This is a genomic window from Austwickia sp., assembly GCA_016699675.1.
Lineage (GTDB): Bacteria > Actinomycetota > Actinomycetes > Actinomycetales > Dermatophilaceae > Austwickia.
This window is the reverse complement of the sequence record CP064985.1, coordinates 2,575,004-2,592,439: the sequence shown is the minus strand read 5'-3', so window position 1 is coordinate 2,592,439 and position 17,436 is coordinate 2,575,004. Positions and strand designations below refer to the sequence as shown.

Annotated in this window: 13 protein-coding genes; 7 read left to right on the top strand and 6 right to left on the bottom strand. The window is 72.0% G+C overall.

Annotated elements, in window-relative coordinates:
• The first annotated feature begins 92 nt into the window (after positions 1-92).
• Entirely contained in the window at positions 93-890 is a 798-nt protein-coding gene (locus IPK37_11900; GenBank protein ID QQR99699.1) for a hypothetical protein, read from the top strand.
• Between the two features lie 167 nt (positions 891-1,057).
• Here IPK37_11900 and groL read toward each other — a convergent pair whose 3' ends face one another.
• On the bottom strand, positions 1,058-2,686 hold the full coding sequence (gene groL, locus IPK37_11895; protein QQR99698.1) for a chaperonin GroEL: 1,629 nt from the start codon (positions 2,684-2,686) through the stop codon (positions 1,058-1,060).
• A gap of 462 nt (positions 2,687-3,148) precedes the next feature.
• Between groL and IPK37_11890 the strand changes: the two genes are divergently transcribed.
• The gene (locus IPK37_11890; protein QQR99697.1) at positions 3,149-5,509 is read left to right on the top strand and encodes an NADPH-dependent 2,4-dienoyl-CoA reductase; all 2,361 of its coding nucleotides are present in this window, start codon (positions 3,149-3,151) and stop codon (positions 5,507-5,509) included.
• A 5-nt stretch (positions 5,510-5,514) separates the two neighbouring features.
• Here the strand turns inward: IPK37_11890 and IPK37_11885 are convergent, their stop codons facing one another.
• Positions 5,515-5,805: a DUF3263 domain-containing protein gene (locus IPK37_11885; protein QQR99696.1), complete on the bottom strand. Its 291-nt coding sequence runs from the start codon at positions 5,803-5,805 to the stop codon at positions 5,515-5,517.
• Positions 5,806-6,109: 304 nt separating this feature from the next.
• On the opposite strand from IPK37_11885, the gene IPK37_11880 reads away from it, so the two are divergent.
• Positions 6,110-8,125, top strand: coding sequence for a methyl-accepting chemotaxis protein (locus IPK37_11880; GenBank protein ID QQR99695.1), 2,016 nt, complete (start codon positions 6,110-6,112; stop codon positions 8,123-8,125).
• Positions 8,126-8,299: 174 nt separating this feature from the next.
• Here the strand turns inward: IPK37_11880 and IPK37_11875 are convergent, their stop codons facing one another.
• Positions 8,300-10,846 carry an FtsX-like permease family protein gene (locus IPK37_11875; GenBank protein QQR99694.1) on the bottom strand — a complete coding sequence of 849 codons (2,547 nt, stop codon included), beginning with the start codon at positions 10,844-10,846 and terminating at the stop codon, positions 8,300-8,302.
• Between the two features lie 3 nt (positions 10,847-10,849).
• Positions 10,850-11,686 carry an ABC transporter ATP-binding protein gene (locus IPK37_11870; protein QQR99693.1) on the bottom strand — a complete coding sequence of 279 codons (837 nt, stop codon included), beginning with the start codon at positions 11,684-11,686 and terminating at the stop codon, positions 10,850-10,852.
• Between the two features lie 373 nt (positions 11,687-12,059).
• Between IPK37_11870 and IPK37_11865 the strand changes: the two genes are divergently transcribed.
• The 3 genes from IPK37_11865 to IPK37_11855 all read left to right on the top strand — a co-directional run bounded on the left by IPK37_11865 (position 12,060) and on the right by IPK37_11855 (position 14,431).
• A complete protein-coding gene (locus tag IPK37_11865) occupies positions 12,060-12,749 on the top strand; it encodes a uracil-DNA glycosylase (GenBank protein ID QQR99692.1) in 690 nt (229 codons plus the stop codon).
• 19 nt (positions 12,750-12,768) lie between these two features.
• Complete coding sequence (locus IPK37_11860; protein QQR99691.1) at positions 12,769-13,587, top strand: SGNH/GDSL hydrolase family protein; 819 nt, start codon at positions 12,769-12,771, stop codon at positions 13,585-13,587.
• Positions 13,588-13,879: 292 nt separating this feature from the next.
• Complete coding sequence (locus tag IPK37_11855; protein QQR99690.1) at positions 13,880-14,431, top strand: SRPBCC family protein; 552 nt, start codon at positions 13,880-13,882, stop codon at positions 14,429-14,431.
• 173 nt (positions 14,432-14,604) lie between these two features.
• Here the strand turns inward: IPK37_11855 and IPK37_11850 are convergent, their stop codons facing one another.
• Positions 14,605-15,714: a threonine aldolase gene (locus IPK37_11850; protein QQR99689.1), complete on the bottom strand. Its 1,110-nt coding sequence runs from the start codon at positions 15,712-15,714 to the stop codon at positions 14,605-14,607.
• Positions 15,715-15,839: 125 nt separating this feature from the next.
• Between IPK37_11850 and IPK37_11845 the strand changes: the two genes are divergently transcribed.
• Positions 15,840-16,304 (top strand): hypothetical protein, encoded by a 465-nt coding sequence (locus IPK37_11845; protein ID QQR99688.1) that lies wholly within the window; start codon positions 15,840-15,842, stop codon positions 16,302-16,304.
• A gap of 159 nt (positions 16,305-16,463) precedes the next feature.
• On the opposite strand, the gene IPK37_11840 is transcribed toward IPK37_11845, so the two are convergent.
• Positions 16,464-17,402 (bottom strand): bifunctional hydroxymethylpyrimidine kinase/phosphomethylpyrimidine kinase, encoded by a 939-nt coding sequence (locus tag IPK37_11840; protein QQR99687.1) that lies wholly within the window; start codon positions 17,400-17,402, stop codon positions 16,464-16,466.
• Between the last annotated feature and the right edge of the window lie 34 nt (positions 17,403-17,436).

Below are 17,436 nucleotides of genomic sequence, written 5' to 3'. Positions count from 1 at the left end.
TGTCGCGCGAACTCATTGAGAACCGCCGCGCGCCGCCGATTTCACTGAGGGAGTGGGCGATCCAGCCGCACCGAGCGAATGAAGGGGGTCCGATGGCCCGCGTCAACATGACCGTGCACGACGGGGCGCTGCGGTGCGCGCTCTCGGAACGGGAGTGGCTGCCCCTCACCGCCGGACTGCGCCACCTGCGCCTGCCCGATGTGTTCGTGCCGCCGGCCGATCAGGTCGCCGCCTGGTGCGAAGCCGCGGGCGTCGAGGCGGGCGACCCAAAGATCCTCGACGGCGAGGACGAACTCACCCGCCGGGCGCTGCGCCTCAAGGCGGCGGCCGCCGCCGAGGTCGATCTGCAGGTCTCCGTGTGCGGCGAGGGCGCGATGGTCCTCGCCTGGACCAACGGCGTCGCCGCATCCTCCCTCGCCCGCGCGGTGGTCGTCCCCGCGGACGACAGTCCGCAGCTCGTGGACGGGGTGACGGTCAGCGCCTTCCCTGTGGCGCGACTGGCCCAGGAAGTGCTGAGTCATCTGCCCTCCGGCGGGTCGACCCCGGACGGCGTGCGTGCCGCAGCCATCGCCCCCGACCTGGCGCGCGAACTCGTCGTCGCGCTGCGGTCCGGCGATGACGCCGCCGCCACAGCCGTCGCCCACCGAGCCGGATTCCCTGCGGCGCCGCCCCTGCTCGCCTCGCTCGCGACGGGGCTCATCGGGGAGGCCAGCCTCGTCGTCCGCGGTCAGCGCGGCCACGTCCGCCTCCGGCTGGTCCTGTGCGAAGCCGGCTGGGTCGAGATCCACGCCACGGCGGACGGGCGGCTGGCCCACACGCCGTACGACACCGACGGCCTGCTCGAACTCCTGCGCCGCGAGCTGGCCGCCCAGCTCTCGGCCGCCGCCTAGGTCCCCCCACCCAGAGCGAAGGCCCGGGACGGGCGTCCCGGGCCTTCGACCTGCGCTGAATGCTTCGTCAGAAGCCCATGGCCAACTCGGCTTCCTCCGCACACTCCACTACAGCCGAGAGCCCGGGAAAAAAACCCCCGGGCCCTCGATTTACGCTGCGCAATTCGTCAGAAGCCCATGCCGCCCATGTCGTCGCCGCCACCCGGCATCGCCGGAGCGGACTTCTCGGGCTTGTCGGCGATGACGGCCTCCGTCGTCAGGAACAGGGCCGCGATCGACGCCGCGTTCTGCAGGGCAGACCGCGTCACCTTCGCCGGGTCGATGATGCCGGCCGCGACCAGGTCGACGTACTCGCCGCTCGCCGCGTTCAGGCCGTGCCCGGCGGGGAGGTTGCGCACCTTCTCCGCCACGACGCCGCCCTCCAGACCGGCGTTGATCGCGATCTGCTTGAGCGGAGCCTCGACCGCGACGCGCACGATGTTCGCGCCGGTCGCCTCGTCGCCCTCCAGGCTCAGCTTGCCGAACGCCTGGTCGCCCGCCTGGATCAGCGCGACGCCACCGCCGGCGATGATGCCCTCCTCGACGGCCGCCTTCGCGTTGCGAACGGCGTCCTCGATGCGGTGCTTGCGCTCCTTGAGCTCGACCTCGGTCGCCGCGCCGGCCTTGATGACCGCCACGCCGCCCGCGAGCTTGGCGAGGCGCTCCTGCAGCTTCTCGCGGTCGTAGTCGGAGTCGGAGTTCTCGATCTCGACGCGGATCTGCTTGACCCGGCCGGCGATCTGGTCGGCGTCGCCGCCGCCCTCGACCACGGTGGTCTCGTCCTTGGTGACGACGACCTTGCGGGCAGTGCCCAGCATGTCGAGGTCCGTGGACTCCAGCTTGAGGCCGACCTCCTCGGAGATCACCTGGCCGCCGGTGAGGATCGCGATGTCGCCGAGCATGGCCTTGCGGCGGTCACCGAAGCCCGGGGCCTTCACGGCGCAGACCGAGATGTTGCGGCGCAGGTGGTTGAGCACCAGCGTCGCCAGGGCCTCGCCCTCGACGTCCTCGGCGATGATCAGCAGCGGCTTGCCGGCCTGCTTGGTCTTGTCGAGGATCGGGATCAGGTCCTTGATGGAGCCGATCTTGGAGTTCGCGATGAGGACGTACGGGTCCTCCAGCACGGCCTCCATGCGCTCGGGGTCGGTCACGAAGTAGCCCGAGATGTAGCCCTTGTCGAAGCGCATGCCCTCGGTGAGCTCCAGCTCGAGCCCGAAGGTGTTGGACTCCTCGACGGTGATGACGCCTTCCTTGCCGACCTTGTCCATGGCCTCGGCGATCATGTCGCCGATCTGGGTGTCGGCGGCGGAGATGGACGCCGTGGCGGCGATCTGCTCCTTGGTCTCGACGTCCTTGGCCAGGGCGAGCAGCTCGTCGGAGACGGCGGCGGTGGCCTTCTCGATGCCGCGCTTCAGGGCCATCGGGTTGGCGCCGGCGGCCACGTTGCGCAGGCCTTCCTTGACCATGGCCTGGGCGAGCACGGTCGCCGTGGTGGTGCCGTCGCCGGCGACGTCATCCGTCTTCTTGGCGACCTCCTTGACGAGCTCGGCGCCGATCTTCTCGTACGGGTCCTCCAGCTCGATCTCCTTGGCGATCGAGACACCGTCGTTGGTGATCGTGGGGGCGCCCCACTTCTTCTCCAGGACGACGTTGCGGCCCTTGGGGCCGAGCGTGACCCGGACCGCGTCGGCGAGCTGGTTCATGCCGCGCTCGAGACCGCGGCGGGCCTCCTCGTCGAAGGCGATGATCTTGGCCATTCCGGTGGTTTCCTCCCACAGAGGCGGATGTGGCGACCGGGCGGCGCCCGCGACGGACGGCCCGACGTTGCGGTGCGCCGTTCGCGCCGCTCTTCCGGGCCTCACCGGATCCGGTCAGGGTGGTCTCCCAGCTCGTGACACGGGGTCGTCCCACGAGCTCACTGCCCGGGTGCAGGGACTCGGCGCGGGACCCGCGTCGGTTATCACTCACACACCGAGAGTGCTAACTCCATGATTAGCACTCGACCCCCCCGAGTGCAAATACGCGCCGGCCCTCTCGACGTACCCGAACGACCGCTGACCGGCGCGGGCTCCTCCCGGGCGCTCGCGCGAGAGGCGCGGGGGGCCCGACGATGTTACGTTCCACGCATCGATTGCGCGATAACCCACGCGTGACCCTGCGGCCGCGGCGGACGACGGACGACGCCCGCGGCGGCCGCGCAGCCGCCCAGGAGTTCTCCCGTGACGCCGTACCGCACCCTCCTTTCCCCGCTCGACCTGGGATTCACCACGCTGCGCAATCGCGTGGTGATGGGTTCCATGCACACCGGCTTCGAGGATTCCCCGGCGACCTTCGACCAGCTGGCTGCGTTATATGCCGAGCGCGCACGGGGTGGCGTGGGCGCCATCGTCACGGGCGGCTTCTCCCCGACGCCCGAGGGCGCGCTCTATCCGGGCGCGGGTGGGCTGTACGCCGGACGCCACGTCGGCAGGCACCACCTCATCACCGACGCCGTCCACGAGCACGGCGCCAAGATCCTGTTGCAGCTGCTGCACGCCGGCCGCTATGGGATGCACCCCCTCGTCGTGTCCGCCTCGCGGGTCAAGGCGCCGATCTCCACGTTCACCCCGCTGGCGTTGTCCGAGGCCGGGATCCGACGTCAGATCGCCGGCTTCGCCAAGGCCGCGGAGCTCGCACGCGAGGCAGGTTACGACGGCGTGGAGATCATGGGCAGCGAGGGCTACTTCCTCAACCAGTTCCTGGCCCCGCGGACCAACCGGCGAACGGACGACTGGGGCGGCAGCCCCGCGAACCGCCAGCGCATCGCCGCGGAGGTGGTGCGCGCGGTCCGGCGCGCGGCCGGCCCGGACTTCATCGTCCAATACCGCCTGTCCATGCTCGACCTGGTTCCCGACGGCCAGTCCTGGGAGGAGGTCGTCGCCACCGCCCAGGCCGTCGAGGCGGCCGGCGCGACCCTCATCAACACCGGCGTCGGCTGGCACGAGGCGCGGGTGCCCACGATCGTCACGTCGGTGCCCCGGGCCGCCTTCGCCGAGGTGACCGGCCGGATCCGGGCCGCCGTGGGCATCCCGGTGTGCGCCTCGAACCGCATCAACACCCCCGAGGTGGCCGAGCGGATCCTGGCGGCGGGGCAGGCGGACCTCGTCTCGATGGCCCGGCCGTTCCTCGCCGACCCCGCGTGGGTGGCCAAGGCGGCCGCCGGCCGCGCCGACGACATCAACACCTGCATCGCGTGCAACCAGGCCTGCCTCGATCACACCTTCACGGGACGCCCGGTGAGCTGCCTGGTGAACCCGCGGGCAGGCAGCGAGCTGACCCTGGTGGTCCAGCGGGCGCCGTCGCGCCGGTTCATCGCCGTGGTCGGGGCGGGCGTGGCCGGACTCGCGGCCGCGACGACCCTGGCGGAGCGCGGGCACGCCGTGGACCTCTTCGAGGGGGCGCCGGCGATCGGCGGACAGTTCGGGCTGGCCGCGCGGATCCCCGGCAAGGAGGAGTTCACCGAGACCATCCGCTACTTCACCACCCGGCTGGCCGAGACCGGGGTGCGCGTGCACCTCTCGACGCGGGCGGACGCGCAGCTGCTGATCGAGGGCGGGTACGACGACATCGTGCTCGCCACCGGCGTCGAGCCACGGCTGCCCGACCTGCCCGGGGTGGACCATCCGTCGGTGGTGACGTACGCCGACCTGCTGGCCGGGCGGGCCGTCGCGGGGCGGCGCGTGGCGGTCCTCGGCGCGGGCGGGATCGGGGTGGACGTCTGCGAGTTCCTCACCCACGATCACTCCCCCACGCTCGACCTCGACCTCTGGCGGCGCGAGTGGGGCGTCGGCGACCCGGAGGACGCGCCCGGCGGCCTGGTGCCGGCGCGGCCCGCCCCGAGCCCGCGCGAGGTCTACCTGTTGCAGCGCAAGACCTCCTCGATCGGCAAGGACCTCGGCAAGACCACAGGTTGGGTGCACCGCGCGTCGCTGCGCGCCAAGGGCGTCACGCTCCTGACGGGGGTGACGTACGAATCGATCGACGACGCCGGGCTGCACATCACCGTCCCGGCGCCGCCCGAGCCGGAGCGCGCCTCCGGTCACGACGGCGGCGACGGCCTCGACGTGGGCGACAACGCCGCCGCGGCGCTGCTGCGCAAGGCCAAGGTCGGGGGGCGCAAGGCCGTACGGCGGGCCGGGTCGGCCGCCAGCCGCGTCGGGTCGATGGCTGCCTCGTCGGCGCAGGTCGCCGGTCACCTGGGCGGCATCGGCCTCGCGCGGCTGCCCGGCGCGGCCCGCACCCAGGCGGAGGCGGGCATCGAACGGGCCGGCTCCGTGACGTCGGCGATGTCCTCGGCGATGGAGGGGCTGCGGGGGCGCGCCGGGCTGGGCCCGCGGGAGGCGTCCATCCCGCGCGAACCGCGGGTGATCGAGGCGGACACGATCGTGCTGTGCACGGGGCAGGAGTCCGTCCGCGAACTCGTGGAGCCCCTGCGCAAGACCGCCATCCGGGTGCACCTGATCGGGGGGGCCGATGTCGCGGCCGAGCTCGACGCCAAGCGCGCCATCGACCAGGCGGTTCGCCTGGCGGCCAAGCTCTGAGGGCTTTAGACCTGGATCCCCAAGCGGCGCGCGGAGCGTTGCCGCTGCCGGGATGAGCGAAGCCGCCGAAGCCGCTTGACGAGCATCGGGTCGAAGGCCATCGCCTGCGGCGTGTCGATGAGGGCGTTGAGGGTCTGGTAGTAGCGCGTCGAACTCATGTCGAAGAGGTCCTTGATGGCCTGCTCCTTGGACCCGGCGTACTTCCACCACTGGCGCTCGAAGGCAAGCAACTCGCGCTCCTGCGCGGTGAGCTCGCCCCGCTGGCCGGCGCGGTCCTCGTAGGCCACGGCCTCCATGAATGCCCTCCTGACGTCGCTGAACGCAGCTCCACTCTGCCAGGAAATGACAGCAGTGTCATTCGCGGACGCGCCGGTGTTGCGTCCCAGCCGGACCGCGCTGTGGCGGCGACGAGACCGAGATCTCATCCCAGGTTGCGCAAACGGGTTCATTCGGACGGCGCCGTGTCGAAGGGCTCCGTAAACGTCGCTCAAACAAGGGGTTTCGACGTGAAGCTCACCATCCGCCTCTCATCGCGCTGTTGTCCATAGCGTTGGTGCTCGGGACCGCGCTCACCTTGTCGGCCGTCGCCGGGCTGCGAACATGGCCTTCGCCGACGACGCCGAGGCGGACCTGCGCCATTCGGTGGCCGAGCGGGCCGACGCCACCGCCGCGGGCCTCTACAACATCGTGGCCACCCAGGGGGACTCGATCGCCCAGCGCGTCGCCACCGACATGCGCGTGGCGCAGGAGAAGCTGGCAGCGGCCGGCGGCTTCCGCGAAAGTGCGGGGAGCCTGTCCTGGCAGGCCAAGAACCAGACCACCGGCGCCATCACCCCGGTCGCGCTGCCTGCGCCGATGATCGGCGGCACGCCCCTGCGCCCGCAGCCTTCGGCGCAGGCCACGGTGCCGGTTGTGGATGCCGTCAAAGCGGCCGTGGGCGACACCACGACCATCTTCCAGCGCATGAACGACGCCGGCGACATGCTCCGGGTGGCCACGAATGTCATCGGGGCCGACGGGAATCGAGCCATCGGCACGTACATCGCGGCCAAGGGTGCGGACGGCGCCGCGAATCCGGTCCTGGCGGCGGTGCTGGCCGGCAAGACCTATACCGGCACGGCCAGTGTGGTCGGCTCTTGGTACGTGACGCAGTACGCGCCGTTGACGGACGGCGCCGGCCGGGTCATCGGCATGCTGTACGTCGGGGTCAAGCAGGAGAGCGTCGCCACGTTGCGTGACGCCATCGTCGGCACCGCGGTCGGGGCGAACGGTCAGGTCATGACGCTGGCCACCACCGGCGCCAACAAGGGCATGGTGCGCCTCGCGCGGGACACCGCCCAGCAGGGCAAGAGCCTGATCGACCGGACCGGCAAGGACGGCACGAAGTACGTCGAGAAGGCGCTGACCGCCGCCGCCACGCTGGCGCCCGGCCAAACCAAGGCGCTGCCCTATGTGGACGAGAACGGGGAGCCGGCCCAGGTGCGCGTGGCTTACTACGCCCCCTGGGACTGGACCATCGCCGTCGTGACCCGCGACGCCGACTTCAACGCGCCCGTCGACCGCCTCGACAACGGCCGCCGGCAACTCCTGGTCACCCTCGTCGGGCTGTCGCTGGCCATCGGCGCGATCGGACTCGCGGCCGCGCTCGGGCTGGGCCGGCGCATCACCGCCCCGTTGACGGCCCTGCGGGACCGCATGGTCGAGATCGCGGACGGCGACGGCGACCTGACGGCCCGGGTCGCGGAGGATCAACACAGCGAGGTCGGCCAGCTCGGCGGGGCGTTCAACCGGTTCGTCGCCAAGGTCGCCGGCACGGTGGCCGCCGCCACGTCGGCCGCCGCGGGGGTCCACGAGGCCGCCGGGACGATCGCGACGCTGACCCGAGACCTGGACGCCTCGGCCAGCAGCTCGGCCGAACAGACGGCCCGCGCCGAGGAGGCCTCCCAGGAGGTCGGCGACAGCGTCGCCACCGCCGCGGCCGCCACCGAGCAGATGGCCCTGTCCATTCGCGAGATCGCCGGCAGCGCCTCCCGGGCCGCCGAGATCGGCGCCGAGGCCAGCCGGCTGGCCACCGACACCGAGGCGGCGGTGACCACGCTCGGGCACTCCAGCGCCCAGGTCGGCGCCGTCATCAAGTCGATCACCGCGATCGCCGAGCAGACCAACCTCCTGGCCCTCAACGCCACCATCGAGGCGGCCCGCGCCGGCGACGCCGGCAAGGGCTTCGCCGTCGTCGCCAGCGAGGTCAAGGACATCGCCCAGGAGACCGCCGCGGCGACCGAGGACATCAGCAAGCGCATCGAGGACATCCAGGAGGACACCCTGCGCGCCGTCGAGGCGATCACCCGCATCGCGGCGGTGGTCCGCGACATCAACGACGCGCAGGCCACGATCGCGGCAGCCGTGGAGGAACAGAGCGCGACGACCGCGGAGGCCGCGCGGGGCGTGAGCCACGCGTCCGCGGGCATCTCCGGGGTGCGCACCTCGATCTCCGCCGTGAACGCGAGCAGCCAGCGCTCGGCGCAGGCCGTGCGCTCGGCGCGCCGACGAGCTCGACGAACTCGCCGGCCGGCTGCGCACCCAACTGGGCGCGTTCCGGATCTGATCCGCGTCTGAACCGCGCCCGGCGCGGGTGCTTCCGGCGCGTGTGCTTCCGGCGGCGGCGCGGCCGGCGCAACGCACAGGGGCGGCACTCCGATGGGAGTGCCGCCTCTGTTCGTCCGTGGCCAGGCCCCTGTTCCCGGCCAGGGACGGCGACCGGTTCCGCACGACCGGTCCGCCGGGGCCTTGCTACTCGGTAGCGATGGCCCGCAGCACGTCGAGATTCGTCGCCCGGACCGCGGGCCAGACCCCGGCGAGCACGCCGATGATCAGCGCCAGCACCAGCGAGATGGCGAGCTGCGGCCAGGGCAGGGCCAGCTCGGTCAGGCCCTGGTCGGCGATCGCGCGCTGCAGCGCGAACCCGAAGAGCAGCCCGAGCCCGATGCCCAGCGCCGAACCCAGCAGCGCGATGGTCGTGGACTCCAGCATGATCATCCGCCGGACCTGCCCCTTGTTGAGGCCGACGGCCCGCAGCAGGCCGATCTCCCGGGTGCGCTCGATGATGGACAGCCCCAGCGTGTTCACGATGCCGAAGATGGCGATGATGATGGCGAGGCCGAGGAGGGCATAGAGGACGTACAGCACGATGTCCAGCTGCTGCGCCTGCGCCTGGGCGTACTCCTTCTGATCCGCGACGCTCACCAGCGGCAGCGGCTCGACCGCCTTGTCGAGCTTGGCCTTCACCGCGGCCTTGTCAGCCCCGGGCTTGAGGTCCACGGCGAGGAAGCTGTCCATCGAGCGCATCCCGACGGCGTCGATGGTGTCGATCGTCGTCAGCGCCGAGCCCATGCCCGCGCCCTTCTCCACGGAGAAGAGGCCCGCGACGCGCAGGGAGATGCTCTGGCCGTTAACCTCCGCGGGCAGGGTCTGACCCACCGACCAGCCCTTCTCCTTGGCGTACTCGTCGAGGAGCAGCACGGTGTTCTGCCGGAAGTCGCTCAGGGAGCCGCCGGCCATCGTCTGCTTGATGATCTTGTCGAAGCTGTCCGGTGCCATGGCGCCCATGTAGACGTCCTGACTGGAGACCTTCATCGGCACGAACCGCAGCCGGTAGACCGACTCCACGCCGTCGACCTTGGCCATCTCGTCGCCGATCGCGGGCGAGAACGGCATGCCGCTCATGGACTGCACGACGTAGTCGCTGCGCATCGACTTCGCGATCGCCTTGTCCGTGCTGGCCTTGGTCGAGGACGCGACGACGCCGAACGCGGTGACCAGCGCGAGGCCCACCATCAACGCCGACGCCGTGATCGCGGTGCGCCGCGGGTTGCGCACGGAGTTGGTCTCCGCGAGCCGCCCGGTGGCGCCGAACAGGCCGCTGCCGATCCGACCGAGCAGCCAGATCACCGGCGCGCCCAGGATCGGGCTGATCGCGGCGACCCCCAGCAGCACGCCCACGGCGCCGCCGCCGATGGCGATCATGCGGTTGAACGAGGGATTGCCGAAGAGCCCGTAGAGCAGGGCCGCGGCGCCGAGCGCGGTGAGCAGGCCGCCGAGGACCGCCCGCCAGCCGAGCCCGGAGGCGCCGGTGGCGTAGTCCCCGCTCATGGCCGCCACCGGCGGCACGCGGCTCGCGCGGATGGCCGGGATGGACGCCGCGACCAACGTGACGAGCAGGCCCACGCCGTACGTCGCGAGCACGGCGGGCACGGTGAGCCGCATCGGGGCACCGGAGATGTCGAGGCCGACGCCGCCAAAGAGCTTGGATATCCCGAAGGCCAGCCCGAACCCGAGCGCCAGGCCGAGGGTGGAGCCGATGAGCCCGAGCAGGAGCGCCTCGAACATCACCGACGTGCGCACCTGGCCGCGACTGGCGCCCATGGCCCGGAACAGCGCCAGCTCCCTGCCCCGCTGGGCCACCAGGATCGTGAAGGTGTTGACGATCAGGAACGAGCCCACCAGCAGGGCGATCCCCGCGAAGACCAGCAGCAGGACCGTGAGGAACTTCATCGACGAGGCCATCATGTCGTTGAGCTGCTTGGCGAGCGCGTCGCCCGTCTGGGCCTCGAAGCCGCTCGGCAACACCTTCGCCACCCGGTCGGCGACGGTCTGCGCGTCGACCCCGGGCTTCGCGACGACCCACACGCCCTGGTAGACATCCTTGCCGTCGGTGAAGAGCTGCTGGGCGGTCGGCGTGTCGAAGATGGCGTAGGTCGCGCCGCCCGTGCTTCCCTTCGAGCCGTACAGGGCGGTGCCGACGACCTTCTTGGACACGACCCCGGCCTTGCCGCTCGTGTAGATCTTGATGGTGTCGCCGAGCTTGGCGCCGAGCTTGCCCAGGGAGTCGGGGTCGGTCACGACCTCGTCCGGGCCGCGCGGCGGGTTGCCGGACTTCATCACGAGGCCCTGCTGGTTGCCTGCGGCGGGGGCGTCGATGTAGTTGGACCCGATCCCCGGGGCCCCCATCGTCAGCGGCTTGCCGTTCTTGCCCAGGACGTAGGCGTCGCTGGCACCAACGGTGCCGTAGGCGTGCTTGACGCCGTCAACGGCGGCGACCTTGTCGACCACCTCGCGGGTGATCGTCCGATCCGACATGCCCATGGACTCCATGGAGTTCTTGGCCTGCACATTCACGTCGGCCACCGAGCCGCTCATGATGCCGTTGAAGGCGCTCTGCAGCATGTCGGTGAACGTGAAGGAGCCGCCGACGAACGCCGTACCGAGCACGATCGCCACGGTCGACAGCAGCAGCGAGACCTTGCGCGCCCACAGGCTCTTCCACGAGGCCTTGAGCATGGCTCAGGCCCCCGCGCGCTGAGCCAGGCGTTCCTTGGCCTGGCGGTCCAGCGAGGTCATCGTCGCCAGCACCGTCTCCGGGGTCGGCTGACGCAGCTCGGAGACGACGTGGCCGTCGGCGAGGAAGACGACCCGGTCGGTGTAGCTCGCCGCGGTCGGGTCGTGCGTGACCATGACGATCGTCTGGCCGAACTGGTCCACGCTGCGGCGCAGGAAGCCGAGCACCTCGGCGCTGGAGCGGCTGTCGAGGTTGCCGGTGGGCTCATCGGCGAAGACGATCTCCGGGCGCGACATCAGCGCGCGGGCGCATGCGACGCGCTGCTGCTGACCGCCGGAGAGCTCGCTCGGCTTGTGGCCCAGCCGGTCGCCGAGGCCGGTGGCGGCGATGACCGTGTCGTACCACTGCGGGTCCGGCTTGCGCCCCGCGATCGACAGCGGCAGCAGGATGTTCTCCTGGGCCGTGAGCGTGGGGATGAGGTTGAACGCCTGGAAGACGAATCCGACCTTGTCGCGGCGCAGCGTGGTCAGCGCCTTGTCGCCCAACTGGGACAGGTCGGTTCCGCCGATCACGACGTGGCCCTGGGTGAGGTGGTCCAGCCCGGCCATGCAGTGCATGAGGGTGGACTTGCCCGAGCCCGACGGACCCATGATCGCGGTGAACTCCCCCGCGTAGATCTCGACGTTCACCTTCTCCAGGGCCACCACCTGCGTGGACCCGGTGCCGTAGACCTTGACGAGCTCGTGGGTGCTGGCCGCCACCCGGCGATCCGGGCGGGCTGCGCCGGGCTGGCCCGCCCCCGGAGCGAGGGGTGCGGGAGCGGCGGTTGCCGGCGGGGGCATCGGGGGTTGCGGTGTCGTCGCGGTGGACGCGGCCCCCGAAGCCGTGTCGTCCTGCCGCGTCTTACGTCCGAACAAAGCCATCGAAACCCCTGGTCTGGAGTGAACTCGGCGTCGGTCGACCCCCGAGCGAAGCCCTCGGTCGCGGTGCGGCCGCGCCGTCGAGCGTCCTTCTCACTGTAAGGAGGGCGATTCGCCATCCACGTCAGGGAACCGCCCGGTTCCACCCTGAGACGGACCGATTCCCACCCTGAGTCGGACCCTCCTGCGACCCCGGTCGCACAGGCTCGTCCCGGCGGCCCCACCACGGTCGGCTGTTCCGGGGCGAGGCGGCTCCAGGGGGACGGACCGGGACCGCAGGGTTAGGGTGAAACGCGTGTCCACCGCGCGCCCACTCTCGGAGCTGATCCATCCGACCTGGGCGGACGCGCTAGCCCCGGTCGCCGACCGGATCGCCGCGATGGGCGCCTTCCTGCGCGAGGAGCTCGCCGCCGGCCGCGGCTACCTCCCCGCCGGTGAGCACGTCCTGCGGGCGTTCACGCGGCCGCTGCCCGACGTCCGGGTGCTCGTGGTCGGCCAGGACCCCTACCCCACGCCGGGGCACCCGGTGGGCCTGTCGTTCAGCGTGGCCCCCGACGTCCGGCCGATCCCCAAGAGCCTGGTCAACATCTTCCAGGAGATGACCACCGACCTCGGCGTACCGCGTCCCTCCACCGGCGACCTCACCCCGTGGGCCGACCGCGGCGTCATGCTGCTGAACCGCGTCCTCACGGTCCGTCCGGGCGCGGCGGCGAGCCACCGCGGCAAGGGCTGGGAGCAGGTGACGGATCGCGCGATCGCCGTCCTCGCGGAGCGGGCCGCCGCTGGCCAACCGCTCGTCGCGATCCTGTGGGGCCGGGACGCGCGGACGCTGGCCCCCGCGCTCGCGGCGGTCCCGCGGGTCGAGTCCGCGCACCCCTCCCCGCTGTCGGCGCATTCGGGGTTCTTCGGCTCGCGCCCGTTCAGCCGCACCAACGAACTCCTCGCGGCCGCGGGTGCCGCACCGATCGATTGGAGCCTTCCATGAGCACGTCCGGAGACCTGTCGTGACCCTCGCGCGCATCGTGCCCCCGGAGCGTCCCTGGCGCCGGTACGTCGCGATCGGCGACTCGTTCACCGAGGGCATGTGCGACGCCGATCCCGCGCGGCCCGGGGAGTACGTCGGGTGGGCGGACCGCCTCGCCGGGATGTTGGCGCAGGTGGCGGCGACGGAGGGCACCGAGTTCGAGTACGCGAACCTGGCCATCCGCGGCCGACTGCTGGCCGATGTCACCGAGCGGCAACTGCCCGAAGCCCTGGCCCTGGCCCCGGACCTGGTCTCGATCGTCGGCGGAGGCAACGACATCCTGCGGCCCCGGGCCGACATGGCCGCGCTGGCCGCCGCGCTGGAGGAGGCGGTCCGCGCGATCCGCGCCACCGGCGCCGACGTCCTGCTGGCCACCCCGACGGACCCCGAGGAGGCGCCGGTCATCAAGCACCTGCGCGGCCGGCACGCCATCCACACGGCGAACATCTGGACGATCGCGCGCCGCAACGGCTGCCACGTCATCGACCAGTGGGGCATGCGGTCGCTCAAAGACTGGCGGATGTGGGCCGAGGACCGCATCCACATGAGCGAGGAGGGCCACCGCCGCGTCGCCCTCAACGCCTTTGCCGCCCTGGGCTACACCCCCCGGGACCCCGCCGACCACGACTGGGAGGTGCCGCTGCCGGCGCGGCCCACGCCGGGCCTGGCCGAGCGGGCTCGGGCCGACCGGGAGTGGCTCGCGGTGCACGTCCGGCCGTGGGTCGGTCGTCGCCTGGCCGGCAAGAGCTCCGGCGATACCCGGGCGGCGAAGCGGCCGCGGCTCACGCCGTACGACTGAAAATGCACGCCGCATACAATTCCCCGGCGACCTCCGGGACTCCGTGAACGAACGCGCACCGGGGAGTAATCACGCAAACACCCTGACCAGGCATCGAGACGGACGTTCAAGAAATGGTCTACTACCGATAGGTAGAACGCAAAACATTCGGCCTGGCCTGCGGCGGAGCCACCGTCGCGGCAGGAGAGATGCGATGGCCTCTAGCGCCCGCGAAACATAACACTTCTAATAGGTGCTATTCGCTTCGCAGCGGCAGGACGTGGGGAGACCGCTCATGGAAATACATCATTACGTGGACATCAGTGCCAGCCCGGAGGATGTCTGGGACGTGCTGACCGATGTCGTCGGCTGGTCCCGGTGGATGCCGGGCATCGTGGCCGTCGAGATGGTCGACCGGTCGCTGGGTGACGTCTACGAGGACGCGTACGTCGTGGCGCGCGTGAACGCGACCCCGAGCGTCTGGTACGTCCGGCCCGGTGCCGAGCAGACGCAGCTAGCGTGGGAGAACTCCTGCGCGGACTGCGACTCGCACGGGGACTACCGCCTCGAGGCCATCGACGGCGACACCACCCGCGTGCACATCTCTGTGTTCTTCGAAGGCGCGTCGTGCCCGGTGGCCGGCGTCCTCGGCCGGTACTCGCTGCGCGACGGCGTCATGGACCAGGCCGCCGCGCTGCGGTCGCGCTGCCAGATCGGCGTGCCCGTCCAGGCCCCCCTGCCCGCGCACCTCGAGCCGGTGTCCGCGGTCCGCAGGGTCGTCCCCGACCACCCCAGCGAGGCACGCTCCGCCTCCTGGGCGCGTCGGAAGAGCCACCGGGTGCCGAAGGTCGTACCCCAGGTCTGAGCCCTGCTCGGGCTCCTCACAGCCCCTCCGGAACCGGCCGACGACGCCGTCGCCGGAACCCCTCCGAGAAAGGCCGGCGATGCGCCCCACGCGCATCGCCGGCCTTTCTCGTGCCCGCAAGCACGCCGCTCGCGCCCGCTCGCGCCGATCCGGTCGCCTGTGCTGGGCGGCCTTCAGCGCAGGGCGGCCTTCAGGGCGGCGACGAAGCCGGCGATGTCCTCCTCGGTGGTGTCGAAGCCGCACATCCAGCGGACCTCGCCGCTGGCGGCGTCCCAGTCGTAGAAGAAGTAGCGCTCCCGCACCACCTCGGCCGCCGCCCGCGGCAGAACCGCGAAGACCCCGTTGACCTGCGGCTCCCTGGTGATCGTGATCTCGGGCACCTCGCGCACCCCCGCAGCCAGCAGGGCCGCCATGGCGTTCGCGTGGGCCGCCGAGCGCCACCACAGATCCGTCCCGTAGAGCGCCAGCAGCTGCGCCGAGACGAAGCGCATCTTGCTGGCGAGCTGCATCGCGAGCTTGCGCACGTAGAGCGGCCCGGCGACCGCCGCGGGGTTGATCACGACCACGGCCTCCGCGCCGATCAGGCCGTTCTTCGTGCCGCCGAGGGAGACGACGTCGACGCCCAGGTCGGTGGTCATGGCGCGCAGCGGTACGTCGAGGGCGGCCGCCGCATTGCCCAACCGCGCCCCGTCGACGTGGACGACCATGCCGTGCTCCTTGGCGCGGCCGATCAGCGCGGCCAGCTCGTCGATGCTGTAGAGCGAGCCGAGTTCGGTGGACTGCGTGATCGAGAGCAGCCGGGGCTGGGCGTGGTGCTCGAACCCGTAGCTGTGCGCCTTCGTGTCGAGCAGGGCCGGCGTGAGCTTGCCGTCCGGGGTGGCGATGGTGTCGAGCTTGAGATGGCCGACCTTCTCCGGCGCGCCACACTCGTCGCAGTTGATGTGGGCCGACTCCGCGCAGATCACCGCGTCCCAGGGGCGCGCCGCCAGCATGAGGCTCACGACGTTCGCACCGGTCCCGTTGAACACCGGGTAGGTCTGGGCTGCCGGCCCGAAATGGCCCTGCATGACCTCCTGCAGCCGCGCCGTGTAGGGGTCGTTGCCGTAGCTGCTGACGTGCCCACCGTTCGCTGTGGCGAGCGCGGCGAGGACCTCGGGGTGGGTCCCGGAGTAGTTGTCCGAGGCGAAGCCCCGGACGGATGGGTCATGCAGCTGTTCCAGGGGCGCCGCCGCGCTCGGCGTACTCGGCGTCCTCGAAGCGGTCGGCGCACTCGACGTACTCATGGCGGCAACCTATCCGCCGGGGTTCCGTCGGACGCGGACGGTGCGTAGGTCGGAGCGGTTGGTCGCCTCGGTCACCCCGCAGGCCCGGCGCCCATCGGCGGCCTCCCCGGACTAGCGTGGACGTCGTGAGCCAGAACGCTGCCCTCGATCCCCGCGCCCGGCGCCTGGCCGGGGCCCTCACGACCGGCGTGGTCGTGGCCGCCTGGGAGGCGATGCCGGATCTCGTGTCCTCCCGCCGTGGCGTGGTGGGCGCCCGATCGGCCGTGGCCGCGGCCGCGCTGCCGGTGCTCGTGGCGGTGGCGCCGCGGCGCTCGCTGGCGTTCGGCAACGCGGCCGACACCGAGCACGACCGGCACCGCGAGCTGGCCGAGTCCGCGTCGGCGCTGGCCGACCCGCGCCTCGCGGCGCTGGCGGCGGCCGGGGTCATCACGGTGATCGTCGTGCAGACCCTTGCGGAGTCCCGCGGCAAGCGCGCCGTCGTGCGGGGCCTGGCCGCGCGCGGCGTGCCCCGCCCCCGGGCGGCCCTGGGCGTGGGCCTCGGCGTCCTCGCCGCGGTGGCGACGTACCTCGACGAGACCAAGCGCGGCTGACCCCTGCCCCGGTCCCATCACCACGGTGACGGTGGTTTGCACCCATGCCCGTCACCATGGTGACGGCGTGTGACCAGCGAGAGCGCCGCTCTGGTAACTGCCTCCGTCACCACGGTGACGGTTTGTCACCACCGAGAGCGCCGCTCTGGTTACGCCCCGTCAGCGCGGGGCCAGCTCCTGGCGGGTGAGCTGGGCGCCGTGCCGGGCGACGACCTCGGCGGCCAGTCGGGCCCCCTCGGCCGCGGCGTCGGCCAAACTTGCGCCCCGGGCCAGGGCGGCCGCACAGGCCCCGACGTACGCGTCCCCCGCGCCCGTCGTGTCGACCACCTCCGCGGGGACGGCGGGCACGGCCTCAACCCCCGCCGCGTCCGCGACGACCGCCCCCGCGGCGCCGAGCGTGAGGACGACCGAGCGCACGCCGTACTCCCGCAGCAGTTCCGCGGCCGCGCGCGGCTCGCGGGCGACATCCGGTACGGCGTGCTCCGGTACCCCCAGGATCCGCAGGGCACCCGCCGCCTCGTGCGCGTTGGCCACCAGCGGATCCGCGACGCACACCGTGGAGGCGGGCAGCTCGACGACGGGCGCGAGGTTGAGGCAGACCCGCGCCCCGCACTCCAGCGCGAGCAGCACCGCCGTCGCCGTCGCCGATTCCGGCACCTCGCCCTGCAGCAAGAGGACGTCGCCGGCGCGCAGCGCACCCGCCTGGGCGAGCGACCCCACGTCCGCCGGCCCCACGAGAGAATTCGCGGCGGGCACCACCACGATGGTGTTCTCCCCGTCCGCCTCAGACACCGTGACCACGGCGAGGCCGGTGGGCCCGGGCACTCGGCGTACCCGTGACACGTCGCACCCCGTCGACCGCAGCCCGGCCAACGCGGTCTCGGCCCGCGCGTCGGACCCGACCGCGCCCACCATGACCACCCGCGCCCCCGCGAGCGCCGCGGCCACGGCCTGATTGGCGCCCTTGCCGCCGGGCCGTTCGAGACCCGCCGCGCCCAGCACGGTCTCGCCCGGGACCGGGTGGCGGCGGACGGACGCGACGATATCGACGTTGATGCTGCCCACCACGACCACGCGGGGACCCGCTTGCTCCAGCATGCATCTATGGTGCGGGGCGCCCGGGCCGCGTGGG

Bases quoted from the DNA above. Each gene is read 5' to 3' on its own strand.
- IPK37_11900 (QQR99699.1), top strand. From the start codon at position 93: ATGGCCCGCGTCAACATGACCGTGCACGACGGGGCGCTGCGGTGCGCG.
- groL (QQR99698.1), bottom strand. From the start codon at position 2,686: ATGGCCAAGATCATCGCCTTCGACGAGGAGGCCCGCCGCGGTCTCGAG.
- IPK37_11885 (QQR99696.1), bottom strand. From the start codon at position 5,805: ATGGAGGCCGTGGCCTACGAGGACCGCGCCGGCCAGCGGGGCGAGCTC.
- IPK37_11880 (QQR99695.1), top strand. From the start codon at position 6,110: ATGGCCTTCGCCGACGACGCCGAGGCGGACCTGCGCCATTCGGTGGCC.
- IPK37_11875 (QQR99694.1), bottom strand. From the start codon at position 10,846: ATGCTCAAGGCCTCGTGGAAGAGCCTGTGGGCGCGCAAGGTCTCGCTG.
- IPK37_11870 (QQR99693.1), bottom strand. From the start codon at position 11,686: ATGCCCCCGCCGGCAACCGCCGCTCCCGCACCCCTCGCTCCGGGGGCG.
- IPK37_11850 (QQR99689.1), bottom strand. From the start codon at position 15,714: ATGAGTACGTCGAGTGCGCCGACCGCTTCGAGGACGCCGAGTACGCCG.
- IPK37_11840 (QQR99687.1), bottom strand. From the start codon at position 17,402: ATGCTGGAGCAAGCGGGTCCCCGCGTGGTCGTGGTGGGCAGCATCAAC.